General features: G+C 58.4%; 22 protein-coding genes. 16 read left to right on the top strand and 6 right to left on the bottom strand.

The window, feature by feature from the left end; genetic code table 11:
- Nucleotides 1-21: 21 nt before the first annotated feature.
- On the bottom strand, nt 22-1,371 hold the full coding sequence (gene hemN, locus ACW9UQ_RS02305) for an oxygen-independent coproporphyrinogen III oxidase (protein WP_458929377.1): 1,350 nt from the start codon (nt 1,369-1,371) through the stop codon (nt 22-24).
- 218 nt (nt 1,372-1,589) lie between these two features.
- Between hemN and ACW9UQ_RS02300 the strand changes: the two genes are divergently transcribed.
- The 5 genes from ACW9UQ_RS02300 (at nt 1,590) to preA (ending at nt 5,432) form a co-directional block, all read left to right on the top strand.
- On the top strand, nt 1,590-2,924 hold the full coding sequence (locus ACW9UQ_RS02300; RefSeq protein ID WP_458929376.1) for an NAD(P)-dependent oxidoreductase: 1,335 nt from the start codon (nt 1,590-1,592) through the stop codon (nt 2,922-2,924).
- Entirely contained in the window at nt 2,887-3,297 is a 411-nt protein-coding gene (locus ACW9UQ_RS02295) for a hypothetical protein (RefSeq protein ID WP_458929375.1), read from the top strand. The genes ACW9UQ_RS02300 and ACW9UQ_RS02295 overlap by 38 nt, the downstream gene beginning before the upstream one ends.
- On the top strand, nt 3,297-3,638 hold the full coding sequence (locus ACW9UQ_RS02290; protein ID WP_458929374.1) for a hypothetical protein: 342 nt from the start codon (nt 3,297-3,299) through the stop codon (nt 3,636-3,638). The genes ACW9UQ_RS02295 and ACW9UQ_RS02290 overlap by 1 nt, the downstream gene beginning before the upstream one ends.
- Nucleotides 3,635-4,027: a hypothetical protein gene (locus ACW9UQ_RS02285; protein ID WP_458929373.1), complete on the top strand. Its 393-nt coding sequence runs from the start codon at nt 3,635-3,637 to the stop codon at nt 4,025-4,027. The genes ACW9UQ_RS02290 and ACW9UQ_RS02285 overlap by 4 nt, the downstream gene beginning before the upstream one ends.
- A gap of 106 nt (nt 4,028-4,133) precedes the next feature.
- On the top strand, nt 4,134-5,432 hold the full coding sequence (gene preA / locus ACW9UQ_RS02280; RefSeq protein ID WP_458929372.1) for an NAD-dependent dihydropyrimidine dehydrogenase subunit PreA: 1,299 nt from the start codon (nt 4,134-4,136) through the stop codon (nt 5,430-5,432).
- A gap of 79 nt (nt 5,433-5,511) precedes the next feature.
- Here preA and ACW9UQ_RS02275 read toward each other — a convergent pair whose 3' ends face one another.
- From ACW9UQ_RS02275 to ACW9UQ_RS02260, 4 genes are all read right to left on the bottom strand, one after another.
- Complete coding sequence (locus ACW9UQ_RS02275; RefSeq protein WP_458929371.1) at nt 5,512-5,943, bottom strand: C45 family peptidase; 432 nt, start codon at nt 5,941-5,943, stop codon at nt 5,512-5,514.
- Between the two features lie 19 nt (nt 5,944-5,962).
- Nucleotides 5,963-6,562 (bottom strand): hypothetical protein, encoded by a 600-nt coding sequence (locus tag ACW9UQ_RS02270; protein WP_458929370.1) that lies wholly within the window; start codon nt 6,560-6,562, stop codon nt 5,963-5,965.
- Nucleotides 6,563-6,702: 140 nt separating this feature from the next.
- The gene (locus ACW9UQ_RS02265) at nt 6,703-7,233 is read right to left on the bottom strand and encodes a copper chaperone PCu(A)C (RefSeq protein WP_458929369.1); all 531 of its coding nucleotides are present in this window, start codon (nt 7,231-7,233) and stop codon (nt 6,703-6,705) included.
- A 67-nt stretch (nt 7,234-7,300) separates the two neighbouring features.
- Nucleotides 7,301-7,657: a hypothetical protein gene (locus ACW9UQ_RS02260; protein ID WP_458929368.1), complete on the bottom strand. Its 357-nt coding sequence runs from the start codon at nt 7,655-7,657 to the stop codon at nt 7,301-7,303.
- Between the two features lie 78 nt (nt 7,658-7,735).
- Between ACW9UQ_RS02260 and ACW9UQ_RS02255 the strand changes: the two genes are divergently transcribed.
- Nucleotides 7,736-8,437, top strand: a complete 702-nt coding sequence (locus ACW9UQ_RS02255) for a hypothetical protein (protein ID WP_458929367.1) — start codon at nt 7,736-7,738, stop codon at nt 8,435-8,437.
- On the opposite strand, the gene ACW9UQ_RS02250 is transcribed toward ACW9UQ_RS02255, so the two are convergent.
- Complete coding sequence (locus tag ACW9UQ_RS02250; RefSeq protein WP_458929366.1) at nt 8,410-9,030, bottom strand: TetR family transcriptional regulator C-terminal domain-containing protein; 621 nt, start codon at nt 9,028-9,030, stop codon at nt 8,410-8,412. The two genes, ACW9UQ_RS02255 and ACW9UQ_RS02250, sit on opposite strands and share 28 nt — an antisense overlap.
- Before the next feature lie 258 nt (nt 9,031-9,288).
- On the opposite strand from ACW9UQ_RS02250, the gene ACW9UQ_RS02245 reads away from it, so the two are divergent.
- From ACW9UQ_RS02245 to ACW9UQ_RS02200, 10 genes are all read left to right on the top strand, one after another.
- Nucleotides 9,289-10,539: a Zn-dependent hydrolase gene (locus tag ACW9UQ_RS02245; protein ID WP_458929365.1), complete on the top strand. Its 1,251-nt coding sequence runs from the start codon at nt 9,289-9,291 to the stop codon at nt 10,537-10,539.
- Between the two features lie 193 nt (nt 10,540-10,732).
- Nucleotides 10,733-11,194: a hypothetical protein gene (locus tag ACW9UQ_RS02240; RefSeq protein WP_458929364.1), complete on the top strand. Its 462-nt coding sequence runs from the start codon at nt 10,733-10,735 to the stop codon at nt 11,192-11,194.
- Nucleotides 11,187-11,516, top strand: a complete 330-nt coding sequence (locus tag ACW9UQ_RS02235) for a hypothetical protein (protein ID WP_458929363.1) — start codon at nt 11,187-11,189, stop codon at nt 11,514-11,516. The genes ACW9UQ_RS02240 and ACW9UQ_RS02235 overlap by 8 nt, the downstream gene beginning before the upstream one ends.
- 3 nt (nt 11,517-11,519) lie before the next feature.
- Nucleotides 11,520-12,323 (top strand): endo alpha-1,4 polygalactosaminidase, encoded by an 804-nt coding sequence (locus ACW9UQ_RS02230; protein WP_458929362.1) that lies wholly within the window; start codon nt 11,520-11,522, stop codon nt 12,321-12,323.
- Nucleotides 12,323-13,783, top strand: a complete 1,461-nt coding sequence (hydA, locus tag ACW9UQ_RS02225) for a dihydropyrimidinase (protein WP_458929361.1) — start codon at nt 12,323-12,325, stop codon at nt 13,781-13,783. The genes ACW9UQ_RS02230 and hydA overlap by 1 nt, the downstream gene beginning before the upstream one ends.
- Nucleotides 13,784-13,787: 4 nt before the next feature.
- Complete coding sequence (locus ACW9UQ_RS02220; protein WP_458929360.1) at nt 13,788-14,201, top strand: hypothetical protein; 414 nt, start codon at nt 13,788-13,790, stop codon at nt 14,199-14,201.
- Between the two features lie 25 nt (nt 14,202-14,226).
- Nucleotides 14,227-14,574, top strand: a complete 348-nt coding sequence (locus tag ACW9UQ_RS02215) for a ribosomal protein L7/L12 (protein ID WP_458929359.1) — start codon at nt 14,227-14,229, stop codon at nt 14,572-14,574.
- Complete coding sequence (locus tag ACW9UQ_RS02210; protein WP_458929358.1) at nt 14,567-15,355, top strand: ABC transporter ATP-binding protein; 789 nt, start codon at nt 14,567-14,569, stop codon at nt 15,353-15,355. The genes ACW9UQ_RS02215 and ACW9UQ_RS02210 overlap by 8 nt, the downstream gene beginning before the upstream one ends.
- A gap of 215 nt (nt 15,356-15,570) precedes the next feature.
- Nucleotides 15,571-16,437, top strand: a complete 867-nt coding sequence (locus ACW9UQ_RS02205) for an ABC transporter permease (protein WP_458929417.1) — start codon at nt 15,571-15,573, stop codon at nt 16,435-16,437.
- Nucleotides 16,434-17,264, top strand: a complete 831-nt coding sequence (locus tag ACW9UQ_RS02200; RefSeq protein ID WP_458929357.1) for an ABC transporter permease — start codon at nt 16,434-16,436, stop codon at nt 17,262-17,264. Before ACW9UQ_RS02205 ends, ACW9UQ_RS02200 begins: the two co-directional genes overlap by 4 nt.
- Nucleotides 17,265-17,267 lie beyond the last annotated feature (3 nt).

The raw sequence follows: 17,267 nt of genomic DNA, 5'->3' as shown, positions 1-17,267 counted from the left end.
GAAACGCTTTAGGCGCTGACTTTAGACTGCGCGGCTGTAGCGACCTGCATCATGGGCATAAGCATCCAGACACGCGGCCACCATCCGTGCCAGCATGCGCGGCTCTTCGGTGATGACCAGCCGGTCGCCGTCATACCTTACAAAATCGCCATAAAGCACAGCGGCCTGGTCCAATAGTGATTTCAGCGCCAACGCCTCTGGCCCAAACTGCGCTGCCAGGGCCCGCAATGACACCTCAAACCGGCACATAACAGCTTCGATCGCTGCAGCGGTGATCTTGTCATCCAACGACAAAGCGATGCCGCGCGCACCGGCCAGATCACCATCCCGCACAGCCCGCATGTAGTCCGCCGTCGCTGGTGCGTTCTGCACATAACCACCTGGCAACTTGGAAATGGCCGAGGCACCAAGCCCGACCAGAACCTTGCAAGGATCATCCGTATAGCCCTGAAAGTTCCGCCGCAGCCGCCCGGCCTGCTGGGCCTTTGCCATTGCATCCTCTGGCATCACGAAATGGTCTATACCGACGGCCAGAAAACCCGCGGCCTCAAACCGCTCTGCTGCGAGACGAAACAACTCAAGCCGCTCGCTGGCTTCGGGCAGCGCCGCCTCGGGGATCACCCGCTGACGCGGGGCCATCCAAGGCACATGGGCATAGCCAAACAGGGCAATGCGGTTCGGCTGCAACTCCAGTACCCGGTCCAATGTCTGATCAAGACTGCCCACCGTCTGATGCGGCAGCCCGTAAACCAGATCTACGTTGATGCCGGCAACACCACCTGCGCGCAGCATGGCCACATGATCGCGCGTCATTTCATAGCTTTGCGGCCGTCCGATAATTTCTTGCACCGCCGGGTCGAAATCCTGAATGCCAAAACTTGCCCGGGTCAGACCCGCAGCAACCAACGCATCGCATTTGTCTTGCGAAAACGACACCGGATCAATCTCAACCGAGAAATGCAGATCGTAGGTAAAGGTAAAGTGCTGCCGCAGCGCCCCCATAAGATCACGCGTCATCTCTGCCGTCAGAACATTGGGAGATCCCCCACCCCAATGCAGATGCCCGACGGTGACATCGCGCGGTAATGTTGCAGCAACCCGTTCCACCTCTGTCTTCAGGACCTCAAGATAGGTCGCGACGGGGCGCTCTGAGTTTACGCCCTGGGTCCGGCAGGCGCAGAACAGGCACAATCGCTGGCAGAACGGAATATGCACATAAAGCGAAATCGCCTGATCAGTTGGCACTTCGTTAAGCCAGCGTGCCTGGTCCATCACCGTAACCGGCGCAAACCGATCCGCGGTCGGGTAACTTGTGTAGCGCGGCACCTTGGCGTCCAAAAGGCCTGCGTTTGTCAACTTTTCCATTGTCATGCGGCATGACCTACCCCCGCCGCCCGATGGAAGCCTTGATCGGGATCAATCGCGACAGCTTTATTCCGGCGGCAAGATGAGCCCGAAATGTTTCCCAACAGACAATCGTTACGCACTTGAGAGAGCGCAAACGGCGGTCCTCCAAAAATTTTATCATTTGATAAAAAATTTTTCCCGTGTATCGTTCCCTTAGGCAATGACAGACCGGAGTGTCCGACATGACCCACAATCCTAACACACCTGGCATTGTCGCCGGGCGTCTGAACACCGATACCCTGACCGAGAATTTCTCGGACCTCCATCCCTTGCTGGACGCACATGAGGCACAGGTCGCCGCCGACCGCTGCTATTTCTGCCACGACGCGCCCTGTATGGAGGCGTGTCCGACCACAATCGACATCCCGCTGTTCATCCGTCAGATCGCGACCGGCACGCCCGATGCCTCTGCCAAGACGATCTTTGCGCAGAACATCCTTGGTGGAATGTGCGCCCGCGTCTGCCCGACAGAAACCTTGTGCGAAGAGGTTTGCGTGCGCGAAGTGGCCGAAGGCAACCCGGTCGAGATCGGTCGCCTGCAGCGCTATGCCACCGATACACTGATGACAAAAGGCGTACATCCGTTTGAACGTGCGGCCCCGACCGGCAAACGTATCGCCGTTGTCGGCGCTGGCCCGGCCGGATTGTCCTGTGCGCACCGGCTGGCGATGAACGGCCATGACGTCACTATTTTTGAGGCACGTCCCAAGCCCGGCGGACTGAACGAATATGGCATCGCGTCTTACAAGACGGTCGAAGGCTTTGCCCAGGCAGAGGTCGACTGGCTGCTGAAAATCGGCGGGATTACCATCGAATATGGCAAACGACTGGAAGAACAGATCACCCTGGACAGTCTGAAAGCCGATTACGATGCCGTGTTCCTGGGCATGGGCCTGGGCGGTGTGAACGCCCTTGGCATCGAGGGTGGTGAGGCTGCTGGCGTTGCCGATGCGGTCGATTTCATTGCGGATCTGCGCCAAACTGACGATCTGACCCGGTTACCCATCGGTCGCCGCGTGGTCGTCATCGGCGGCGGCATGACGGCCGTTGATGCCGCCGTGCAGGCCAAGCTGCTGGGTGCGGAGGAGGTCACGATGGCCTATCGGCGCGGCAAGGACCGGATGAGCGCGTCGGAATGGGAGCAGGATTTGGCAACCTCAAAAGGCGTGCGGATCGTTTACAACGCACAGCCGGCACGGATCACCAAGACCGACAACGGCCTTCAGGTCGAATTCGCCTATACAACCAACGGCCCAGACGGCCTGACCACCACTGGCGAGACCTTTACCCTGCAGGCCGATCAGGTGTTCCGCGCCATCGGACAAAAGCTGACGGCCCAGCCGGATGCGCTGGAAACCGAGGGCGGTAAGATCCGTGTTACCGGCGCAGGCCGAACCTCAGTCGCCGGGGTCTGGGCTGGCGGTGACTGCGCGGCTGGCGGCGATGACCTGACCGTGACGGCGGTGGCAGAGGGCCGCGATGCCGCCGAAGACATCCACGCCAGTCTGGCGGGCTGATCCCATGCTGCGCCACATCTGCCTTATCGCCGGATGCCTCGCCCTGCCCCTGCCGGGGCTGGCAAGCCCGGTCATTGGGCATTGGTGCGATCCGGTCCTGCCCGGCAATGCCAGCCTGAACCGCCTGATTACCCTGACAGATGAGGAAGGCGACATCGTCCACGCGCGCAGCAGCTTTGCCAACGGCTCGAGGTTCATTCAGACGCTGGAACCCGCTCCGGGCCAGATGCTGGTCGACCGTCAGGCCCCCGGCGGCGAAGCCTTCCGCATCAATGGCCTGAGCCTTGAGATGCATGACCGAAACGGGCATCTTAAAACTCTGCCGCCGATGCCATATGGTGCAGATCCACGAAGCTGTTTTGGAGTGAACTGATGCGCCTGGCCCTTATCCTGATAACCCTACCGCTTCCCGCGCTTGCTGACGGCGTCTTCGGAACCTGGTGCGCCGATCAAGGTTCGACCATCGGAATAGAGGCCAAGGGCGTTGGTAACTTTGAAAGCAGTTTCTGTACCTTCGACACAGAACAGAAGGACATCCCGCGCATCATTACCCCGATGACATGTCGCACAACCCACTTTGATGAAAATAACAAGCCGGTGGTCGCTAACGAGGATCGGTTCAGCTTTTCTGCCCGGTTGCTCGGAAGTAACCGGCTAAGGGTTGACTATGATGATGGCAAGGGCCCCGCGATCCTGACCCGGTGTAGCGAATGATGTGCGCTTGGCGTCCCCTTGCGGTGCTGCCAGCATTGCTGGTCTGCGGCGCGGCCTACGGCCAAGAGCTGCCCTTTAGCGGTTTCTATTGTGATGGCAACGGGAATGACGTGATGCTTGTCTCGAATGGAATGCTGCAAACCTTTGGCGAACCGGAGATGTCCTGCCACATTATCGACATCGATGTCCGTTCAAGTGAGGACGAGTGCGACAGCGCCTTGGGCCACATGCTTTGCTTTAAAACAGCTGGCCCAAACAATTCCGCCCCGCAGGGCAAAGCGCATATCTCTCATTTCATCGCCAATATGGCCTGCGACGGATCACTGACCATCACGTCAGACGCCTTGCCAGACCTCGTTTCTCTGCTGCAATGCGAAAACCAACAATGATCAAACCGCCCATCGAGATCAATACAACGACCAAGGATGAAGGCCCGACCATCTCCTTCATTCGCGCCCAGCCAAACCACACCTGACCGACTGTAGGGAGAGAGCCATGGCCAACCTGACATCCGACTTCATCGGCATCAAATCACCGAACCCGTTCTGGCTGGCCTCGGCCCCGCCAACGGACAAGGAATACAATGTCCGCCGCGCGTTCGAGGCGGGATGGGGCGGCGTGGTCTGGAAAACGCTGGGCATCGACCCGGCGGTGGTCAACGTGAACGGCCCCCGCTATGGCGCGATCTGGGGTGCGGACCGGCGGCTTTTGGGACTCAACAATATCGAGTTGATCACGGATCGTCCGCTACAGACCAACCTGGATGAAATCAAGGCGGTCAAGCGGGATTATCCCGACCGCGCGGTTATCGTCTCGCTCATGGTGCCGTGCGAGGAAGAGCCTTGGGAATACATCCTGAAAAAGGTTGAGGATACCGGCGCTGACGGCGTTGAACTGAATTTCGGCTGCCCCCATGGCATGTCCGAACGCGGCATGGGCTCTGCCGTTGGTCAGGTCCCTGAGTATATTGAGATGGTCACCCGCTGGGCCAAGAAACACACCCGCATGCCGGTCATCGTCAAGCTGACCCCAAATATCACCGATGTGCGCCGCCCGGCTGAGGCGGCTAAGGCAGGCGGTGCGGATGCGGTCAGCCTGATCAACACGATCAATTCGATCACCTCGGTCGATCTGGACCTCTTCGCGCCAGAGCCGACCATCGACGGCAAGGGCGCGCATGGCGGCTATTGCGGACCTGCCGTCAAACCGATCGCGCTGAACATGGTGGCCGAGATTTCGCGCAGCGAACATCTGGCCGGGCTGCCGATCTCGGGCATTGGCGGGGTCACCACCTGGCGGGATGCGGCAGAATTCATGGCACTGGGCGCGGGCAATGTGCAGGTCTGTACCGCCGCGATGACCTATGGCTTTCACATCGTGCAGGAAATGATCTCGGGCCTGTCGGAATATCTGGATGACAAAGGGATTGCCATGTCCGATCTGGTCGGGCGCGCGGTGCCGAATGTCACCGACTGGCAATATCTGAACCTGAACTACATTACCAAGGCCCGCATTGATCAGGACCTGTGCATCAAATGCGGTCGCTGCTTTGCTGCATGCGAGGATACCAGCCACCAGGCCATCGCCATGAACCCGGGCCGTGTGTTCGAGGTTAAGGATGACGAATGCGTCGCATGCAACCTGTGCGTCAATGTATGCCCCGTAGATGGCTGCATAACCATGGAAGAGTTGACACCCGGCGCCATGGACGAACGCACCGGCAAGCCGGTCGAGGCGGACTATGCCAACTGGACTACGCATCCCAACAACCCGGCAGCCAAAGCGACGGAGTGACCGAGTACCAAGGGCGGCGAACCTTGTGCTGCTAAGTTCCAAGCGTCAGGTAAGCGTTGCACCGACCAACCCCGATGCGTCACACAGAACGCCAGAGCGAGGTTCCGGTGGTCGCCTGAAACACCATTTGTTGCACGGTAATGGACATAACCACGCCCGGGTCGCTTAACACCTTAAGGCAGGCCTCGGGCGTCTGCACTGCGTTGACGACAAGCAGGTCGTTCAGCCGATCAAAACGCCCACAAGAGGTTGACTGCAATGCAGACAGGAAACCACAGGTATCAGGATCAATCAGCCGGTAGTCGTTGGTGGCATGAACAAAGCCGTTCCGCGCGCGGCGGATCGCGTGGCGTGTAGGTGTGCGTTCGATCACCAGCATTTCGTCTGGCAGCATACCAGTGACCGGCAACAGACAATCACAGGGAATGACGGCCTCAGACAAACGCCCAACCGCATCGCCGAAATCCGCCGCCTCCTCAAACACCTGCCGGATCAAAAGCCCCACGGGCATCGACAATTGTTGCGGCTCATCACTTAAAGCGTTTCGGGATAAACTTGAGACAAAGGATTATCCCGAAACGCAGTGATAAGCCTATCGGGTGTACGCGTTTCGATTTTATGTGATGTCTCAAGGTAAACTCGAAACGCTTTAGCACCGCATTCAGTGTGATCGCAAAGCGGCCAGGTGCCACGCCAGACAACACCCCTGCAAATCCCGGCCAGCCGATGCTTGTGAACTCCCCCGCCGGGGCGCCGGTGAACCGGGTCGCCAGCGTCGCCGTCGAAAGAAGGCTGTTTTCCGTCCACCAATCAAGGTTTCGGGCATGGATCGGACCCGTGGGCGTGGCCAGCGCAAAAGCGCTGCAGGCAAGCGCGGTTTTCACCAGATCATAGTACGCATTTCCAACAATCACCGCGTCGAGAGGCACATCAAGTTGCCGTGCAAGCCCACTCAACTCTGCAAGGTGATCGTACGCTATGCACGGGCGAACGGTCTGCCCGATCAGTTCAGTTGCGTCCCCATCAAGACCCGCATCACGACTATACATATCAAACAGCTGTCGCGCATGCGCCATCTGATCGGACGAAAGATGCCAGCGCTGGTCACGGGGCGGCTTAGGTTCACGCAAAGAGTAGTCTGCATCTTGTCAGACATTCAAAAGGCGCGTCCAACAACGCGGCCTTTGCGGCAGCACCAGAAGGTGAACTTTTTCATAAGATGCCCTTTCCACCACAGCGGTAGAAAGGGCACCGACAAAAAACAAGTCGGTTAGTTCGACATGCCTTTTTCGTCGCTTTTCATATGCATACCGTTGCTGTCGTTATGCTTCATGCCATGACCATGTGTGCCCCCGTGACCGCGTGCGCGCACATCAAGGTCAATGCTGACTTCGCCTGCTTTTTCGAAGACCAGGGTCACGCTGCGCCCCTGACCTTCCACGAATGGCCCATCAAGACCCATGAACATGATATGGTAACCGCCAGGCTGAAGGGAAACAGCCTCACCGGCTGGTATCGCGATGCCGTCTTTTTGATGGATCATCGCCATCGCACCTTCGGCATTCTTTTCCGATTTGTGCAACTCCGTCCGGCCTGCGTCGGAACGGGCCTCAATCAGGCGGTCAGCCGTTTCGCCGGTATTGGCGATCTCCATGTACGCGGCCCCGTTCATAGCCTTTGGCGGTGTGGCAAAAGCGTAGGCGTCGCGGATTTCAATATCGCCCGCAGTGAACGTGTCAGCAAAGGTTGCGGATACAAGGCCAAGTGCCAGGGCGCCTGCGGCAAGGATCGTGGTTTTCATCTGTTTGTCCTTTCGGTTGGATGAAGGCCCGGGTCTGCCGGGCAAAGTTCATTTTTTGGGTCGGCTTTCATCCAAGAACAGGTGGGGCGCGCCCGCGCGGGCGGTAGATTGGTGGTGGCGGTGCAATCTGGTCAGCGCCCGATGTCACCAAGGTCTGAAGTCCCGCAACGGCCTCATCGGCCCAATCAACAGGGGGCGGAAAGCCGGCAGAACTGCTTGGGCATTGCACACAATGACCGCAATCATGGCTCGGAACATCAGTATGACGTCCCGGCAGGCAAAGAGCTGATAGCTGACCGCCGCTTGCCAGAAACATGGCCAGATCGGGCGGAAACGCCTTTTGTGGCGCCGGGGCCGGACCAAGCGCCAGACCAAACACCATCAGGAACGCCAGAAGGCGGGATATAAGCGAGCGCCGTATCATTCAGGTCATCTGGCGCTGATACAGCAAAAGAACAAGTGCTAATTGTGCCGCAACCCCTGCCCGGGCTATGCATCGCCTATGCGCCTTTTCGATCGGTTCCGTCATCACAAGCTGAATTATCTGGTCGCCGCCCCCAGCCGGGGCGGGTCGATGTTTCTGTTGCACCTGATGCGCGCCACTTTCCCCGATGCCATGCTGCCACTGGAAAAGGTCAGTTCTACGCGCGAAGGGGCCTATCGCCGCTGGCATGATCGTGGATATCCGTCAGGCTTTGTGCATCGGACCCAGGCGAAATCGCTAAAGCTGGAGGATCCGGGCCTGGATCAGGATGCCAGGCTGCTGGCCCAAGCCTTTCCTGACGCCCGTGTTCTGACCAGTTACCGCCCGATCGAGAAAATCGTTGCCTCTCACGCGGCGATCCGTCCCTGGGGTATGGCGGCGGACAAAGTTGTCGGCCAGTGGATTGCCGCGCTTGATTTCTATGAGGCAATGCAGGCCGAGGGGCGTCTGTTCATTCTGGAAATCGACGCGCCGGAAGAGTTCGAGCTTGGCTATTTCGCAGCGTTCATGGGCACCACGCCGCCCGCAGCGGCCAGGGCCTTTGCCGCCGACTGGCCCTTGGTCAATACATTGGCAGAGCAGCGCGCGCAGTTGGGGGACACCGGTTCGTTGCCTGCTCCGCTTAGCCGGGCCGCATTAATTGACCGTTTCCCCGGCATCCCCGAAGCCACCGAACGTTACCGCAATCTGATCTATGCAGGCTTCAGCGCTTCGCGATAAAGCCGGGTCAGAAATGCCGCAGCAGCCTGGAACCGGTCTGGGTCATCCTGCCCCAGAACCGACACCACCTGTGCATCGAAATCCGCGTAATGCTGCGTTGTTGCCCAGATCGAAAAGATCAGATGATGCGCATCAATATCAGCGATCCGCCCTGCGCTGACCCAGCCCCGTATCACGGCGGCCTTGTCATCAACCAGTGCCTTCAGCTCCCCCTCCAGAAAGCCTTTGAGCCGCACTGCGCCGCGCAGGATCTCATTCGCGAACAAACGACTTTCCCGCGGTGCCTGCTGCGACAAGCTCAGTTTGCGCTCAACATAGGCACAGATCTCCTCTATCGGGTCACCGGTCGGATCCAGTTGATGAAGCGGGTCCAGCCAATCCTTCAGCAGATCAGCCAGAAGCTGATCGTGGATCGCCTCTTTCGAAGGGAAATAGTATAGAAGGTTCGGCTTGGACATGCCTGCAGCTTCGGCGATCTCATCAAGAGTCGCACCGCGAAACCCCTTTGTTGAAAAGACATCCAGCGCGGCCTCAAAGATCGCAGCGGTCTTTTCGCGCTGAATCCGGGTCTGCGGTTTTTGCTTTGATGTCACCCAAACCTCCGACAGTCCTTGACTGGCCATGGCGCTGGGGTAACCTGCGTTTAGACCGTTTGGTCAAAATCCAATAGCAAGCCGTGCCGAAGATGTCAGCCGCAATCTTCTGAACATGGCAGCCAGGGAGGGAAAAGATGACACAGCTGTCAGGGCCAGCCAGCCGCTGCGCATGCCATGCGCTATCCCTCTGCCCGAACCATCTGATATCAACCACGTGCCGGATCGTCGCGCACTGAATCCCCGAAAGGACCTGATATGGCAGCCCCCGGAGAGAACCTGAAAATCAATGGCGACCGGCTTTGGGATAGCCTGATGGAAATGGCCAAGATCGGCCCCGGTATCGCGGGCGGCAATAACCGCCAGACCCTGACCGATGAGGATGCGGAGGGCCGCGCCCTGTTCCAGACATGGTGTGAGGATGCGGGATGCTCCATGGGTGTTGATGAGATCGGCAATATGTTTGCCCGGCGCGAAGGCACCGACCCGAACGCCCTGCCCGTCTATGTCGGCAGTCATCTGGATACCCAGCCGACGGGCGGCAAGTATGACGGCGTTCTGGGCGTGCTGGGCGGGCTGGAGATCATCCGCACCCTGAACGATCTGGGCATCAAGACCAAGCACCCTATCGTCGTCGTGAACTGGACCAACGAGGAAGGCACCCGCTTTGCCCCGGCGATGCTGGCCTCGGGCGTGTTTGCGGGTAAGCACACGCTGGACTGGGCCTATGACCGTCAGGATGCCGAGGGCAAGAAATTCGGCGACGAGTTGAAACGCATCGGCTGGGTTGGAGAGGAAAAGGTCGGCGACCGCAAGATGCACGCACTGTTCGAGCTGCATATCGAACAGGGCCCGATCCTGGAGGCTGAGGGTAAGGATATCGGCGTTGTCACCCACGGTCAGGGCCTGCGCTGGATCGAATGCACTGTGACCGGCAAGGAAAGCCACACTGGCTCGACCCCGATGCATATGCGCAAGAATGCCGGGCGGGGCCTGGCGCTGGTGACCGAGCTGGTGCATGAAATCGCAATGAAAAACCAGCCCAACGCGGTCGGGGCCATCGGTCATATCGACGTCTATCCCAACAGCCGCAACATCATCCCCGGCAAGGTTGTCTTTACCGTCGATATGCGCACCCATCTTCTGGACAAGCTGAACGGCATGGTGGACGAGTTGATGGCCCGTGCCCCGGCCCTGTGCGAAGAAATCGGCGTCAGCTTCAAGGCCGAGATCGTCGGCCAGTTCGATCCCCCCGCCTTTGACGAAACCTGCGTCGGGGCGATCCGTGATGCCGCCGAACGGCTGGGCTATTCGCATATGGACATCGTCTCGGGCGCTGGCCACGACGCCTGCTGGATCAACGACGTCGCGCCCACCGCCATGGTCATGTGCCCCTGTGTTGATGGTTTGTCCCATAACGAAGCCGAGGAGATTTCCCCCGAATGGGCCGAAAAAGGCACCAATGTGCTGTTCCATGCGGTTGTAGAGACGGCGGAGGTGGTCGGGTGACCCGATTCGCCCAACAGAACAAAGGGCCACGCCCGACCTGGAGGGCGCTTTGCAACGGCGGGCTGGCAGATGACGCTGCCCGAAAAACCCACATTAGCTCCCCTCAAAACGCGGCACACGCGCCCTCCGGGGGGAGGTCGGGCGCGGCCCGGCCTTTGGCCCGGGCGAGAGGTATTCTATGGAGCAGCTCAGAATGACACCAGATCATCCCGACATCCTGACGGTGAAGAAAACAACGCTGACAGAAGCGATGAAAGCCGATCACTCAAAAGGCAAAGCCGCCGAAAACTACTACAAGCTGTTTTGTTTCCGGTGGGAAGGTGGTGAAATTGCTGAAGATACCTTAATCGTCGAAATGGATGTCTACAGCGAAACCGATGACCATCTTATTCGGGTCGATGGCAAAGATTATGTGTGTGACCTGGAGCTTGAGACCGTAACGGAAGCTCAGGAATTTTGCCAGAATGAGGGCCTGAACCCGGAGTATGCGCACTTTTGTTTGCCGCTGCGATACAGGATTGAGTTCGATGCATTTCCTCATGGTGGAAATTTGCACACAGGCGGAAACTGGGTGTGGGGCAATGGCGCCTTTCGTGGCGAAAAGCGTCAACCTGAGGAGTTTATGAAAGCATGGGGTGTTGCGAAAGATGACTGACAAACCCAAAGACCCGAGCGGCGTCGCCTGCAACCATGTCATGCGTGGCAAGCGCCCGCTGGCCGTGATCGCTCATGACAGCGATGGCGTCTGGCAGTTCATGTGCGGCAAGGATGACCACACCAAGCAGAAACAGGCCAAGAAGGTCTCGGTCAGCAAGATGTTTGCCAAGGTCGTCAAAGGCATCACCCAAGACGAGGTTGGCAAAGGCCAGATCGCTGAGCGCTCTGCCGATGGCTGGGCGGTGCGCGACCTTAGCGGTGATGAGCAATCCCAGATCGACGATGTCAGCCCCGACACGCTTGCGGAACTCAGAAAGTAAGTAATGCCCCGGTCGCAGCGATCCAACCAACCTTCTCCGCCTGCTGCCAAATGGATTGGCGGCAGTCTGGCCGTGATGCTGTGCGCCAGTGCTGCGCCCGCCGCCGAAAGCTGGGACTGGCAGCTGTCGGAACCCTATGATCTGCAAAGCGATGCCAAAGTCCTTGATATCGACCCGGACAACCATTCGACCGAAGAGATTGCGGCACTCAAAGCCGCAGGGCATACCCTGATCTGCTATGTCAGCGTCGGAACGGTGGAGAGCTATCGCGATGACATCGACGCTTTCACAGCCAATGTCGTGGGCAAGGTTTATGAGGATTGGCCGGATGAGAAATTCCTAGATATCCGCCGCAAGGACATCCTGCTGCCGATCATGCGGGCTCGCTTCCAGCGCTGCGCCGATCTGGGCTTTGATGCGGTGGAGCCGGACAATCAGGACGTCCACGACAATGACAGCGGCTTTGACGTAACGGCGGAGGATACGCTGGTCTATCTGCGCGCGCTGGCAAACATGGCCCATGGGATGGGCCTGCAAATCGGTCAAAAGAACATCCCCGAGCTGACCGATGCGCTGCTTAACGATCTGGATTTCGTCATTACTGAGGACTGTTTCGCCGCTGGCTGGTGCGATCAGGTTCTGCCCTATGCCAAGGCGGACAAGCCGATCTATGCCGCTGAATACACCGATACCAGCGTCGATTTCGCCGCTGCCTGTGATTGGGGACGGGATCGCGGCCTGTCCTTTATCCTAAAAGACCGCGACCTGACCAAATATTTGCAAACTTGCCCCGAAGGGAGGGACTAATGATCAAAGTCATCAAAGGCGGCACCGTCGTCACCGCCAATCGCAGCTTCAAGGCGGACATCCTGATCGAGGGCGAGGTGATCAAGGAAATCGGCCCGGACCTTAAGGGCGACGAGGTGGTGGATGCAACGGATGCCTATGTCATCCCCGGCGGCATCGACCCCCACACCCATCTGGAAATGCCTTTCATGGGCACCACTGCGGCCGAAACATTCGAAAGCGGGACCTGGGCAGCAGCGGCGGGTGGCACCACGATGCTGATCGACTTTTGCCTGCCGGGGGAGGACGGCTCGATCAAAAACGCCATCAATGAATGGCACCGCAAATCCGCCCCACAGATCTGCTCCGATATCGGCTATCACATGGCGATCACCGGATGGAACGAACAGATTTTTGCCGAGATGAAGGACGCCGTCGATATGGGCGTCAATTCGTTCAAGCATTTCATGGCCTATAAGGGCGCGCTGATGGTCGAGGATGATGAAATGTTCGCCTCCTTCCAGCGATGCAAAGAGCTGGGCGCACTGCCCATGGTCCACGCAGAAAACGGCGATATCGTCGATCTGCTGCAAAAAAAGATGCTGGCCGACGGCATCACAGGGCCAGAAGGCCATTCCTATTCCCGCCCGCCAGAGGTAGAGGGCGAGGCCGCCAACCGCGCGATCATGATCGCAGATGCCGCCGGAACCCCTCTTTATATCGTGCATGTCTCCTGCGAACAGGCGCATGAGGCCATCCGGCGTGCACGTCAGAAAGGGGTTCGGGTTTATGGCGAACCACTGGCGCAATTCCTGTGCCTGGATGACAGCGACTACCTGTCAAAGGACTGGGACTACGCCGCACAGCGCGTCATGTCACCGCCCTTTCGCGGTAAGGAACATCAGGATGGCCTCTGGGCCGGGCTGGCAGCGGGCTCGTTGCAGGTGGTCGCCACCGACCACGCAGCCTTTACCACCGAACAAAAACGCATGGGCCGCGACAATTTCTGCATGATCCCCAATGGCACTGGCGGGCTGGAAGAACGCCTTGCGGTCCTGTGGACCCGGGGCGTCGAGACCGGACGGCTGACGCCCGAGGAATTCGTCGCCGTCACCTCGACCAACATCGCCAAGATCCTGAACATATACCCGAAGAAGGGCGCATTGGTGCCCGGTGCTGATGCCGATATCGTGGTCTGGGACCCCAAACTCAGCAAAACGCTGAGCGCGTCGAACCAGAAATCCGTGCTGGATTACTCCGTCTGGGAAGGGATGGAGGTGACCGCACAGGCCCGCTTTACACTGTCGCGCGGCGATGTGATCTGGGCCTGGGGGCAGAATTCCCAACCGCAGCCCGGTCGCGGAAAATTCGTACCCCGCCCGGCCTTTTCCTCGGCCGCCGCAGCCCTGTCGAAATGGAAGGAACTGAACAGCCCGAGGAAAGTGGAGCGTGATCCGATGAACATTCCGGCAGGGATCTGAGCAGATGGGCGCGGTCATCGGATATTTTTCCAGCAACGCGGTCGCCAGCCTTGCCGTGGCCGCCGCTATAATGTCTGAGGCTGGCACTCTCGCTGAATTTCTGTTCTTTCTGCCACTCCTTTACATTGGCGCACTTGTCGTTTGCCTTCTGCCATTCCTTTTGCTCCGGTACCTCTGCAATTGGGCTGACCGATCTGACCAGAACACCGCGATGCTTGCTGGCGCAATGCTGGGGTTGATCGTGGCAGGCGCGCTGAAACAAGGCTTTGGATGGGAGGATGGCTTTGGCGCGTTACTGCCAAACGTGCTGTTCTTCTGCGCCATCGGTACCGCATCAGGATGGGTGCAATGGGTGGTTGAGCAATCCTTCGAACAGCATCGCGGGGACTGCGAAAGATCTCACAAGGCACCCGGTTAATGATCTTGAAAGGTTTTTCCGCCGAATGAAACTAATCGCCACACTCATTGTGCTCGCCTGTGCGGCCTATGCCGTCTACTCTGGCAACAGACTTGCCGCTGCGATGGTCTGTCTGGGCTATGCGCTTGGCCTCCTGGCGATGCTCGCCGGTCAAGTCACGGTACCGGTCACGCCGGAGCGGCTGGACAGACTGCAAAACTCGGTCACAAAGCTGTCTGACGAAGACTATGCCCGCATCGCGGATATCGTGCAAAACGGGCACAAGATAGAAGCCATCAAGGTTTTCCGAGAAGTCACCGGCGCGGGGTTACGCGACGCGAAAGAGGCAGTCGAACTGATGATGAACACTAATACCGAGGCCCGCCATGCCTGACCCCCAAACCGTCATATCCGCCCGCGACCTGTCCCTGACCTTCCAGACCAAGGACAGCCCTGTCCACGCCCTAAAAGACGTTAACCTTGAGATCAACAAGGGCGAGTTCGTCTCTTTCATCGGACCGTCAGGCTGCGGCAAGACCACTTTCCTGAGGGTGATCGCCGACCTGGAACAGCCAACAGGCGGCACCGTTTCCGTCAATGGCATGACACCGGAAGAGGCCCGCAAAAGCCGCGCCTATGGCTATGTTTTCCAGGCTGCGGGCCTATATCCTTGGCGCACCATCGGCGGCAACATCCGCCTGCCACTGGAGATCATGGGCTATCCGAAATCAGACATGGCCGACCGGGTGGTAAAGGTGCTGGACCTCGTCGAACTGGGCAATTTCGAAAAGAAATTTCCCTGGCAACTTTCGGGGGGCATGCAACAACGCGCCTCCATCGCCCGCGCCCTGGCGTTTGACGCCGATATCCTGTTGATGGATGAGCCTTTCGGCGCGCTGGACGAAATTGTCCGTGACCGGCTGAACGAAGAATTGCTGCGTCTTTGGGATCAAACCGGCAAAACCATCTGCTTCGTCACCCACTCCATCCCCGAAGCAGTTTATCTTTCGACCAAAATCGTCGTCATGTCCCCACGCCCCGGCCGCATCACTGACGTAATCGACAGCCCCCTACCCAAAGACCGCCCGCTGGATATCCGCGACAGCCCGGAATTCATTGAAATTGCCCACCGGGTGCGCGAAGGGCTGCGGAAAGGGTTTGAAGATGATCTCTAGGAAAAACACCCTGCCTCAGTCTGGAGACAGGGTGCCTTCACTGTTCGCGGCCATCGGCTTCCCAGCCTGTTCCGCACGGGCACTTTGTTCACCAAATCATTTCACTGTTCTTAAAATATCCCCGCCGGAGGCAAAAAAATTCGTGGCCCGACAGAGATTTTTTGCCTCCGGCGGGGATATTTTAAGAACAATGAAAGCAGCATAGCATGAGCGGCATGCGTCACAGTTTTTGGCCGGTTGCGACCGTGATCGGTGCCATTCTTTTGCTTTGGTATAGCTTTGCGGTGATTTTAAACGCGCCTTGGGCGCAGGATCAGGCGCAAAGGCAAGATCTCGTTTTGTCGACATCTGATCTGGTGGCGGCCACATGGAGCCAGGACAAGCCGCGTTTGCCTGCACCGCACCAGGTTGTCGTAGAATTATACGAAACGACCTTTGAGCAGAAGGTGAGTTCGCCACGGTCTTTGGTGTTTCATGCCAAACGGACGCTTGCGGCGACCGGGCTGGGGTTTCTATTGGGGACCGCGCTGGGGATTTTGCTGGCGGTCGGGATTGTGCATAGCCGGGCGATGAATGCTTCGGTCATGCCTTGGATGATCGCCAGTCAGACAATTCCGATCCTCGCGATTGCGCCGATGATCGTGGTGGTTCTGAACTCTATCGGGATCAGCGGGCTGATTCCCAAGGCGATCATTTCAACTTATCTGTGTTTCTTTCCTGTGGCCGTGGGAATGGTTAAGGGACTGCGGGCCCCTTCGGCTATTCAGCTTGATCAGATGCGGACCTGGAATGCCTCGGCCATGCAGACCTTCTGGAAGTTGCGATGGCCGTCGTCGATGCCTTATCTGTTTGCCTCGCTCAAGGTTGGGATAGCAGCCTCGCTGGTCGGTGCGATTGTTGCTGAGTTGCCGATCAATCAGGATGGTGGCCTGGGCGCGCGGCTGTTGACCGGGTCCTATCATGGCCAAACGATCCAGATCTGGTCGGCCCTGTTCATGGCCGCAATTCTGGCCGCGATACTGGTCGGCCTTGTTGGGCTGATCCAGCGTTGGACGCTAAACCGGATGGGGTTGCAGGCATGAGTTATCTGTTTTTGGCTGCATTTGTCTGGCTTGGTGCATGGGCGCTGGTGCGGCATCACACATCCTATTGGGCGTTCAAAGCCCCCTCGGCGATCATCTTTGGGATCACCGTCCTTGTCGTCTGGGAATTGCTGGTGCGCGGCTTGAGCGTGCCTTCGGTCATATTGCCCCCGCCATCAGCCATCGCCGCGCGCTTTGTCAGCAGTCTGGCCATTCTGCAGGAGGATTTTATCCAGACCTTCGTCAAGGGTGCACTGTCTGGCTATGCCATGGGTGCAATCGCGGCCTTTACTGTGGCCATTCTGGCCGACCGGTTTGATTTTCTGCGCCGGGGGTTATTGCCGGTCGGCAATTTCCTGTCGGCCCTGCCGATTGTCGGCACCGCCCCCATTCTGGTGATGTGGTTTGGATTTGACTGGCACTCCAAGGCGGCAGTTGTCGTGGTGATGATCTTTTTCCCGATCCTCGTGAATACCGTTGCCGGGCTGCAGGAAACCTCTGCCATGCAGCGGGATTTGATGCGCACTTATGCGGCTAGCTATTGGCAGAGCCTATTCAAGCTGCGCCTGCCTGCCGCTGCGCCCTTTATCTTCAACGGGTTGAAGATCGCAACGACGCTGGCGCTGATCGGGGCCATCGTGGCCGAATTCTTCGGCTCCCCCACCCGCGGTATGGGGTTTCGCATCTCGACCGAGGTCGGCAAGCTGAACATTGATATGGTCTGGGCCGAAATAGCCGTTGCAGCCATGGCCGGTTCGGCCTTTTATGGTCTGGTCGCCTTTCTAGAAAAGCAAGCAACCTTCTGGCATCCATCGCAGAGGGGATAACAA

The sequence above is a fragment of the Halovulum sp. GXIMD14793 genome (assembly GCF_054457435.1).
This window is presented reverse-complemented; position numbering and strand designations above follow the sequence as displayed.